Here is a 9270-nt window from a genome sequence, read left to right on the forward strand (position 1 = left end):
ACGCTTGGTAAAGGCCTTCTGCGAGCAGCAAGACGAGGCGCGGCGGGCACAATACGCACTCAATCTTTGAGCAAGCGCCCTGACACCCCCCTCCTCCTTCCTCGTTCCAAAAATATCCTGGGGGGCACGGGGGGCTAGCCCCCCGGAAGCGCAACCGCGATCACGGGCGCCCGATCCGCAGCACCGCATCGCCCGGAACCCCGCGGTGACGATTTAGCTAGTCCCCGCCCCGCATTGCCGCCTATCCTGCGGGCATGAAGCCTGAAGACCAAATCAGAGGTGTTTTTTCCATGCTTGATGATATTCTTGCCGGGCTCGGAGGCGGTGGCATTCTGACCGTCGCGATCGCCCTTTTCATTATCCTGTGCATCTATCTCGGCATCCGGATCGTCCCGCAGTCCGAGAAATACGTGGTCGAGCGGTTTGGCCGCCTGAAGTCGGTCCTGGGGCCGGGGATCAACCTGATCGTGCCGTTCCTCGACCGGGTGGCTCACAAGGTCTCCGTGCTGGAGCGGCAGTTGCCCAATGCCGAGCAGGACGCGATCACCAAAGACAACGTGCTGGTGAAGATCGACACCTCGGTCTTCTACCGCATTCTCGAGCCGGAAAAGACGGTCTACCGGATTCGGGACGTGGACGGCGCGATTGCCACCACGGTGGCGGGCATCGTGCGGGCCGAGATGGGCAAGATGGACCTCGACGAGGTGCAATCGAACCGCTCTGCCCTGATCGCCTCCATCAAGCAGCAGGTCGAATCCGCTGTGGACGACTGGGGGATCGAGGTGACACGTGCAGAAATCCTCGATGTGAACCTTGATCAAGCGACACGGGACGCGATGCTGCAACAGCTCAACGCGGAACGCGAACGCCGGGCCGCCGTGACACGCGCCGAGGGCCAGCGCCGCGCCGTCGAACTTGCCGCCGACGCGGAGCTTTATGAGGCCAAGCAAGTTGCCGAAGCGCGCCGGATTACCGCTGATGCCGAAGCCTACGCCACTGGCGTCGTGGCCGAGGCCATCGCCAAGGGCGGCCTGGAAGCGGTGCAATACAACATCGCGCTGGAACAGGTGAAGGCCATCGGCACCATGGCCTCGGGACAGGGCAGCAACACGATCGTTGTCCCCGCCGACGCCGTGGATGCCTTCGGAAAGGCGTTCCAGATGCTGAAAGGACGCAGCTGATGGAGCCGCTCTGGTCACAATGGTGGGTTTGGGGCGTCGCCGCCGTGGCGCTCGCGGTGGGCGAGGTCCTTTTGCCCTCCTACGTGCTTCTGGGCTTTGGCATCGGTGCGGGCGTCGTGGCGTTGCTTTTGCTGGTTGGCATCCCGATCGGCGGCTCGATCCCGGCGCTGCTGCTGATCTTCGCGGTGGTCTCGCTTCTGGCCTGGCTGGGCTTGCGTCGCTGGTTGGGCGTCTATCAGAGCCAGGTGAAGACCTTCGACCACGACATCAACGAGTGAGTTGAGTGCCTTTGCGCCGCTGTCCCTGCGGGCGGCGGCGCTGGCATTCGGCGATGACACGCGCGCAGTCTTGCAGCGGCGGCGCGGTTCCCGCGGCCCGAGGCGTTTTGGTTCGCCGGCCCGGTCGCAACCCTACCGAATGCCTACGCCAGCTCTGACAGCACCATTTCCGCCGCTGCGCGGGGGTCTTCGTGTTGCCAGATCGGGCGGCCCACCACGATGTGGTCGGCGCCATCGGCGATGGCTTTCGCGGGGGTCGCGATGCGCTTCTGGTCGCCGGCGGCGGCGCCTGTGGGGCGGACGCCGGGGGTGACGATCAGGCGGCCCTCGGCTTGCGGCAGCGCGCGGATCATCGCGGCCTCGTTCGGCGAGGAGATCACCCCGTCGGCACCCGCTTCGAGGGCAAGTCCCGCGCGCTCGGCCACGAGGTCGGGGATCGCGCCGTCGCGGATCAGGGAATCGTCGAGGTCGCTGCGATCCAGCGAGGTCAGGATCGTCACGGCGAGGATCTTGGTGGCACTGCCAGCGGCACCTTCCTTGGCGGCGCGGACCACGTGGGGGTCGCCGTGGACGGTCAGGAAATCGAGGTTGAACTGCGCCAGGCCACGCACGGCGGCTTCCACCGTGGCGCTGATGTCGAAGAGCTTCATGTCGAGGAAGATGCGCTTGCCATGGTCCTGTTTCAACTCGTTCGCCAGAGCCAGTCCGCCACCGGTCAACATGCCGAGGCCAATCTTGTAGAACGAGACGGCGTCGCCCAATTTCTCGGCCAGCGCGAGGCCATGCACCACGTTCGGCACGTCCAGCGCCACGATTAAACGATCATCCGACATTTGCGTCTCCCCTTGAGGTTGACGCTGGATTAGACCCGTGCGTCGGGGAAGTCCACTTGGGCAAGGCGCGACGCGGCATCTTGCAGGCCGCCAGCGATGCGCTGGAACTCGGCGGTGAAGGGGCCGCGCCAGTGGACTCTCCGACGCTGTACGCCAGAAGCGTTGACGTACTGAGCCTCGGCGCAGAACGCGCGGGCGGCTGTGTCGTAGGCGACGCGATGTAGGCTGAGGCAGTTGATCGACATGGGCGTTACTCCAGTGAAACGGGCCACATGGACACCATTTCTAGTTACCATGTGATGAGCCAACGCAACATGTCGAGATATGGTTCCCCTTACCCTTGACGAAACGTAAACTTTCAGACCGAGCCGAAAAAAGGCCCGGACCACCGTTCTCTTGGGGGCGGTGATCCGGGCTGACGCCTGCGGGGACAAGGCAGGCGCGAGGGGTGGCTTCGCACAAGGGGAGGCGGCGAAGCCAAGACGGTGGGGACCGCCTTCTCCACTCCATATGGGGAGGGTGCGGCCGCACTGCGAGGGGGAAAAATCCCGTGCCACTTCCCCTGTTGCGAAGCGCGTGCGGCATTCCCATATGGCTTCTGAGGCCCTTGCACGGCATGCCGCATAGGCGGGTGACGCGATCCGGGCGCTTAACGTAAGGAGAAAAACCATGAACTTAGAGAAGTTCACCGACCGCGCTCGCGGCTTTCTTCAGGCCGCTCAAACCATAGCGCAACGCGAGGATCACCAGAAACTGGTGCCCGAGCATCTACTGAAGGCTCTATTGGACGACGAACAGGGGTTGGCTGCCAACCTCATCGGACGCGCTGGTGGCGCGCCTGAACGTGTGCGCGAAGCGCTGGATGCGGCGATGGCCAAGCTGCCTGTCGTCACCGGCGACGGCGCGCAGATCTACATGGACAAGCAACTCGCCAAGGTGCTGGACGAGGCCGAGAAGGTCGCGACCAAGGCCGGCGACAGTTTCGTTCCGGTGGAGCGTATCCTGACCGCGTTGGCGATGGTCAAATCCGGCGCCAAGGATGCGCTGGACAAGGGCAACGTGAACGCCCAGGCGCTGAACGCGGCGATCAACGATCTGCGCAAGGGCCGTTCGGCTGACAGTGCGTCGGCGGAAGACAACTACGATGCCCTGAAGAAATACGCTCGCGACCTGACCGAGGCGGCGCGTGAGGGCAAGATCGACCCGATCATCGGCCGCGACGAGGAAATTCGCCGCGCCATGCAGGTTCTGTCGCGTCGGACCAAGAACAACCCGGTCCTGATCGGTGATCCGGGCGTCGGCAAGACCGCGATCGCGGAGGGCCTCGCCCTGCGGATCATCAACGGTGACGTGCCTGAAAGCCTGCGCAACAAGACGCTGATGTCGCTCGACATGGGGGCCTTGATCGCTGGTGCAAAGTATCGCGGTGAGTTCGAGGAGCGTCTGAAGGCGGTTCTGAACGAGATCGCCGATGCGGCGGGTGAGATCATCCTCTTCATCGACGAGATGCATACCCTCGTGGGGGCCGGCAAGGGCGACGGCGCCATGGACGCAGCCAACCTGATCAAGCCGGCGCTGGCGCGGGGCGAATTGCACTGCGTGGGTGCCACGACGCTGGATGAGTACCGCAAGTACGTCGAGAAGGATGCGGCGCTGGCCCGCCGGTTCCAACCGCTCGTGGTGGAAGAGCCGACGGAAGAGGATACCGTGTCGATCCTGCGCGGCATCAAGGAGAAGTACGAATTGCACCACGGTGTGCGCATCTCCGATGCAGCCCTCGTCGCGGCGGCAACCCTGTCGCACCGCTACATCACCGACCGCTTCCTGCCGGACAAGGCCATCGACCTGATGGACGAGGCGGCAAGCCGTCTGCGGATGGAAGTGGACAGCAAGCCCGAGGAGCTCGACGCACTGGATCGCCAGATCCTGCAGATGCAGATCGAGGCGGAAGCCCTGAAGCAGGAAAGCGACGCGGCCTCCAAGGATCGGCTCGAAGCGCTGGAAAAGGATCTCGGCGAATTGCAGGAGCAATCGGCGGAGATGACGGCCAAGTGGCAGGCCGAGCGGGACAAGCTGGAATCGGCGCGTTCGATCAAGGAGCGTCTCGATCATGCCCGTGCCGAACTGGACCAGGCCAAGCGCAACGGCGATCTCGGCAAGGCGGGGGAGCTGTCTTACGGCGTGATCCCGCAGTTGGAGAAAGAGCTGGAAGCCGCGGAATCGCAGCCTGACGATGTCATGGTCGAGGAAGCCGTACGCCCCGAGCAGATCGCGGAAGTGGTCGCCCGTTGGACCGGTATTCCGGTGGCCAAGATGCTGGAAGGCGAGCGCGAAAAGCTGCTGCGGATGGAAGAGGAACTCGGCAAGCGGGTGATCGGCCAGACGCAGGCGGTGAGCGCGGTGTCCCGTGCCGTGCGCCGGGCGCGCGCCGGTTTGCAGGACGAGGGGCGGCCTTTGGGCAGTTTCCTGTTCCTCGGGCCGACGGGCGTGGGCAAGACCGAGTTGACCAAGGCCTTGGCCGAGTACCTCTTCGACGACGACCAGGCGATGGTTCGCATCGACATGTCGGAGTTCATGGAGAAGCATTCGGTCGCCCGCCTGATCGGTGCGCCTCCGGGCTATGTCGGCTATGACGAGGGCGGTGTCCTGACCGAAGCCGTTCGCCGCCGGCCCTACCAGGTGATCCTTTTCGACGAGGTCGAGAAGGCGCATCCGGAGGTGTTCAATGTGCTGCTGCAGGTTCTCGACGACGGTATCCTGACCGATGGCCAGGGGCGTCAGGTGGACTTCAAGCAGACGCTGATCGTGCTGACCTCGAACCTCGGCAGCCAGGCGCTGAGCCATCTGCCCGAAGGGGCCGACGCGGCGCAGGCGCAGAAAGACGTGATGGACGCGGTGCGGGCCCACTTCCGCCCCGAGTTCCTGAACCGTCTGGATGACATGATCGTCTTCGACCGCCTGACGCGGGACGATATGGACGGCATCGTGAAGATCCAGCTGGGCCGTCTGGAGCGTCGCCTTGCAGAGCGCAAGATTGAGCTTCGCCTCGATGAAGGCGCAATGACCTGGCTCGCTGACGAGGGCTATGACCCGGTCTTCGGGGCGCGTCCGCTGAAGCGGGTGATCCAGCGCACGCTGCAGGACCAACTCGCGGAGATGATCCTTGCCGGTGATGCCGAGGACGGCTCCGAGATCTCGGTCACGGCGGGGGCGGACGGCCTGATCGTGGGAGACCGCGTGGCGCCGTCGAACCGGCCGGCACCCGATGACGCTGTCGTCCACTAAGGGTCTCCGGCGTTTGCCGGGGATTGGATAAGCAATAAGCCGTCCCGCACGTGAAGTGCGGGGCGGTTTTTTTATGGGCGGTGCCAGTGGCCGTGCTCAAGCCGCGCGTGACGGATGCGTGATTGCACCCAGACGGGCGCATCGGCCATGGTGACGCGAGCAACTGATCAAGGAGCCTGCGCGCGATGGAAATGCCAACGATGGAGACGGTGTCGATCTTTCTGGAGGCCATGGCGATCGCGTTCTGGCTGGTGATCGGTGTCGCGGTGCTGGCGATCATCGTGCTCTATATCCGCGACCGCTCGCAGCGCCGGGATGCGATCCGGCACAATTATCCGGTGCTCGGACGCTTCCGGGGCCTGTTCAGCGAGTTGGGCGAGTTTTTCCGGCAATACTTCTTTGCAATGGATCGCGAGGAGCTGCCGTTCAACCGCGCGCAGCGCGAATGGGTGAAACACGCAGGCGAGGGACGATCCTCGACCGTGCCATTCGGCTCCACCCGGAACATCTCGGTCGTGGGGACGCCGCTGTTCGTCCCCTCTGCCTTTCCGCCGATGAACGACCAGTTCGCCAGCTCCGAGCCGCTGGTGATCGGACCCCATTGCGACACTCCATATATGGCGAGAAGTTTTTTCAACCTGTCGGGGATGTCCTACGGCGCGATTTCCAAGCCCGCGGTGACCGCGCTGTCCCATGGCTGCAAGGCGGCGGGATGCTGGATGAACACCGGCGAGGGCGGCCTGTCGCCCTACCATCTGGAAGGCGGCTGCGATCTGGTATTCCAGATCGGCACGGCGAAATACGGTGTCCGTGACGCGGAGGGCAACCTCGACGAGGGGCTGCTGGCCGAGGTCGCCGCCCATCCCGAGGTGCGGATGTTCGAGTTGAAGCTGGCCCAGGGCGCCAAGCCCGGCAAGGGCGGCATCCTGCCCGCGGCAAAGATCAGCGAAGAGATCGCGCAGATCCGGGGATTGCCGCGGGGCGTCGACGGGCTGAGCCCGAACCGGCACCGGGAAGCGGCGAACGTGGAGGAACTGCTCGACCTCGTGGCGCGCATCCGGCGGGTCACCGGCAAGCCGGTCGGCATCAAGACCGTCATGGGCGATCCGCAGGTCTTCGATGACCTGTTCAACGCGATCAAGGCGCGCGGCGAGGAGAGCGCACCGGACTTCATCACGCTGGACGGCGGCGAGGGCGGCACCGGCGCGGCGCCGATGCCGCTGATGGATCTTGTCGGCATGTCGATCCGCGAGGCGCTGCCGATCCTGTCGGACGCCCGCGCCCGGGCGGGCCTGAAAGAGCGCATCCGGATCGTGGCCAGCGGCAAGCTGATCACCCCCGGTGACGTGGCATGGGCCTTGGCGGCAGGCGCGGATTTCGTGAACGCCGCGCGGGGTTTCATGTTCGCGCTCGGCTGTATTCAGGCCCTGAAGTGCCACAAGAACACCTGCCCCACCGGGATCACCACTCACGACCCGCGCTATCAGGCCGGGCTGGATGTCGGCGACAAGCAGGTGCGGGTGGCGAATTACGCCCGCAACATCGTGAAGGAAGTCGAGACCATCGCCCATTCCGTCGGCGTCTCCGAGCCGAGGCTCCTGCGCCGGTCCCACGTGCGGCTGGTGCAGCCGGACGGGAGCAGCCTGCCGATGGACCAGCTGTTCCCAAGCTAGGTCGGCGCCTCACGCAGCCTTAACCCTTCCGTGAGAATAGATGTCAGCACTTGGCGGCGCGCTAATTGTAAGGAAACATCGCGACAACCCCGAACAAGGAGACCTTTCCATGGCGCGCCGCTACACCTCTAAACTGACCTACGACGATGTCACGCCGGAGCATCTGTTCCTCAACCGTCGTCAGATCATGGCAGGCGCGGGCGGTCTGTTGGGCGCGGGCCTGATCGGCGGCGCAGAGCCGGCACGGGCGCAAGGTGCGCTGGAGCCCAACAGCTGGGAAGAGATCACCACCTACAATAACTACTACGAGTTCGGGACCGGCAAATCCGACCCGGCCGACAATGCCCATACGCTCACCACCTCGCCCTGGGCGGTGGAGATCGACGGCTTGGTGGACAACCCCGGCACCTATTCCATGGAAGACATCCTCTCGGAGGTCGAGATCGAGGAGCGCATCTACCGTTTCCGCTGTGTCGAGGCTTGGTCGATGGTGGTGCCGTGGAACGGTTTCGAGCTGGCTGACCTGCTGAACCGCGTGGGCGTGCAGGACGGCGCGCGCTACGTGGCCTTCGAGACCGCGCTGCGCCCGGACGAGATGCCGGGGGTCCGCGTGCCGGTTCTGGATTGGCCCTACCGCGAGGGGCTGCGCCTCGACGAGGCGATGCATCCGCTGACGATGATGGCGACCGGCATCTACGGCCGCGATATTCCGAACCAGAACGGCGCGCCGATGCGTTTGGTGGTGCCGTGGAAGTATGGCTTCAAGTCGATCAAGAGCATCGTGCGGATCACCCTGACCGAAGACGAGCCGCCCACCAGCTGGAACATGGCCAACGCGAGCGAGTACGGCTTCTATAGTAACGTGAACCCGAACGTGCCTCACCGCCGCTGGAGTCAGGACAGCGAGCGCGAGATCGGCGGCGGCCTCTTCGCCCGTCGTCAGCCGACCCTGATGTTCAACGGTTATGAAGAAGAAGTGGCCAGCCTCTACGAAGGCATGGACCTGAACGCCAACTTCTGACGCGGCACGGATCGCCAGATCGCCCCTCGTCTGCAGCGCATGAGCGCGATGGGTGAGGGGCTCACTATATACACCACTTTTCGGGGCCGCTCATGACCGTCACTTCCACAATCAACAAGGCCGTCCGCCGGGTCCCCGGTTGGGTGTTGTATATAGTGGGGGCCGCTTATGCCGGGTGGCTGTTCTTCCTTGGCCTCACGGGCGGCCTTGGCGTGGAGCCGATCGAAGCGCTCGAACATGCTTACGGGGATGTTGCCCTGAAGCTGATCATCGCAGGGCTCGCGGTGACGCCCTTGCGCCAGTGGGTCGGCATCAACCTGATCAGCTGGCGCCGCGCGCTCGGCGTGACCGCCTTCTTCTTCGTTCTGGCGCATTTCCTTGTCTGGGCCGTGCTGGACGTGCAGCGCCTCTCGGCGATCTGGGCCGACATTCTCGAGCGGCCCTACGTGACCATCGGCATGGCCGGGTTCCTGACGCTGATCCCGCTGGCGGTGACCTCGAACAACTGGTCCGTCCGCAAGCTCGGCCCGATCCGGTGGCGCAAGCTCCACAAGCTGGTCTATCCAGCGGCGGTTCTGGGGGCGTTGCACTACGTCTGGCTGGTGAAGGGGCTCCAGTTCGAGCCGCTGATCTACCTCGCGATCACCATACTCCTTCTGGCGACGCGATTCTGGCCTCAACGCCGCCGCGCGACAGCCTGAAGAAGAGAGAGACAGACGAGAAGAAGGGTCCGGACAGAGATGTTCGGGCCCTTCGTCGTTCCGGAGAGGGTGAATCGCGGGGCAAAGGGCATCGGGAGAGGTGAATCGAGGGGCGGGGGCGGGAAGGAGACCGCTGACGCGCCCCGATGACGGGGTGTTTGCGAGCGATTCACCCAAGGGACTCGATCCTGAGAGCCTGATTCCGGGGTGTGGGCGGCTGATTTGGGGCGATTCACCGATTCACGCGACTCGAGTCGGGTGAATCGCACCGGTGACTCGGCCTGAATCGGGGGTGAAT

General features: G+C 64.4%; 8 protein-coding genes. 6 read left to right on the plus strand and 2 right to left on the minus strand.

Annotation, left to right across the window (positions count from 1 at the left end):
- Positions 1–290: 290 nt before the first annotated feature.
- Complete coding sequence (locus tag KYE46_RS02915) at positions 291–1181, plus strand: SPFH domain-containing protein (RefSeq protein ID WP_219003339.1); 891 nt, start codon at positions 291–293, stop codon at positions 1179–1181.
- The gene (locus KYE46_RS02920; protein WP_219003340.1) at positions 1181–1459 is read left to right on the plus strand and encodes an NfeD family protein; all 279 of its coding nucleotides are present in this window, start codon (positions 1181–1183) and stop codon (positions 1457–1459) included. The genes KYE46_RS02915 and KYE46_RS02920 overlap by 1 nt, the downstream gene beginning before the upstream one ends.
- Positions 1460–1602: 143 nt before the next feature.
- Here KYE46_RS02920 and pyrF read toward each other — a convergent pair whose 3' ends face one another.
- Together pyrF and KYE46_RS02930 are read right to left on the minus strand one after the other, a co-directional pair.
- Entirely contained in the window at positions 1603–2292 is a 690-nt protein-coding gene (gene pyrF / locus KYE46_RS02925) for an orotidine-5'-phosphate decarboxylase (RefSeq protein WP_219003341.1), read from the minus strand.
- Between the two features lie 29 nt (positions 2293–2321).
- Positions 2322–2537 carry a hypothetical protein gene (locus KYE46_RS02930; RefSeq protein WP_219003342.1) on the minus strand — a complete coding sequence of 72 codons (216 nt, stop codon included), beginning with the start codon at positions 2535–2537 and terminating at the stop codon, positions 2322–2324.
- 424 nt (positions 2538–2961) lie between these two features.
- On the opposite strand from KYE46_RS02930, the gene clpB reads away from it, so the two are divergent.
- The 4 genes from clpB to msrQ all read left to right on the plus strand — a co-directional run bounded on the left by clpB (position 2962) and on the right by msrQ (position 8972).
- The gene (gene clpB / locus KYE46_RS02935; protein WP_219003343.1) at positions 2962–5577 is read left to right on the plus strand and encodes an ATP-dependent chaperone ClpB; all 2616 of its coding nucleotides are present in this window, start codon (positions 2962–2964) and stop codon (positions 5575–5577) included.
- 191 nt (positions 5578–5768) lie between these two features.
- Positions 5769–7250 (plus strand): FMN-binding glutamate synthase family protein, encoded by a 1482-nt coding sequence (locus KYE46_RS02940; RefSeq protein WP_219004986.1) that lies wholly within the window; start codon positions 5769–5771, stop codon positions 7248–7250.
- A 109-nt stretch (positions 7251–7359) separates the two neighbouring features.
- Positions 7360–8271, plus strand: coding sequence for a protein-methionine-sulfoxide reductase catalytic subunit MsrP (msrP, locus tag KYE46_RS02945; protein ID WP_219003344.1), 912 nt, complete (start codon positions 7360–7362; stop codon positions 8269–8271).
- 92 nt (positions 8272–8363) lie between these two features.
- The gene (gene msrQ / locus KYE46_RS02950) at positions 8364–8972 is read left to right on the plus strand and encodes a protein-methionine-sulfoxide reductase heme-binding subunit MsrQ (protein WP_219003345.1); all 609 of its coding nucleotides are present in this window, start codon (positions 8364–8366) and stop codon (positions 8970–8972) included.
- The last annotated feature ends 298 nt before the right edge of the window (positions 8973–9270 follow it).

The sequence above is a fragment of the Gymnodinialimonas ceratoperidinii genome, from assembly GCF_019297855.1.
In the GTDB taxonomy this organism is placed as follows: domain Bacteria; phylum Pseudomonadota; class Alphaproteobacteria; order Rhodobacterales; family Rhodobacteraceae; genus Gymnodinialimonas; species Gymnodinialimonas ceratoperidinii.

Coding starts and splice junctions, on each gene's coding strand:
- KYE46_RS02915 (WP_219003339.1), top strand. CDS start 291: ATGCTTGATGATATTCTTGCCGGGCTCGGAGGCGGTGGCATTCTGACC.
- KYE46_RS02920 (WP_219003340.1), top strand. CDS start 1,181: ATGGAGCCGCTCTGGTCACAATGGTGGGTTTGGGGCGTCGCCGCCGTG.
- pyrF (WP_219003341.1), bottom strand. CDS start 2,292: ATGTCGGATGATCGTTTAATCGTGGCGCTGGACGTGCCGAACGTGGTG.
- KYE46_RS02930 (WP_219003342.1), bottom strand. CDS start 2,537: ATGTCGATCAACTGCCTCAGCCTACATCGCGTCGCCTACGACACAGCC.
- clpB (WP_219003343.1), top strand. CDS start 2,962: ATGAACTTAGAGAAGTTCACCGACCGCGCTCGCGGCTTTCTTCAGGCC.
- KYE46_RS02940 (WP_219004986.1), top strand. CDS start 5,769: ATGCCAACGATGGAGACGGTGTCGATCTTTCTGGAGGCCATGGCGATC.
- msrP (WP_219003344.1), top strand. CDS start 7,360: ATGGCGCGCCGCTACACCTCTAAACTGACCTACGACGATGTCACGCCG.
- msrQ (WP_219003345.1), top strand. CDS start 8,364: ATGACCGTCACTTCCACAATCAACAAGGCCGTCCGCCGGGTCCCCGGT.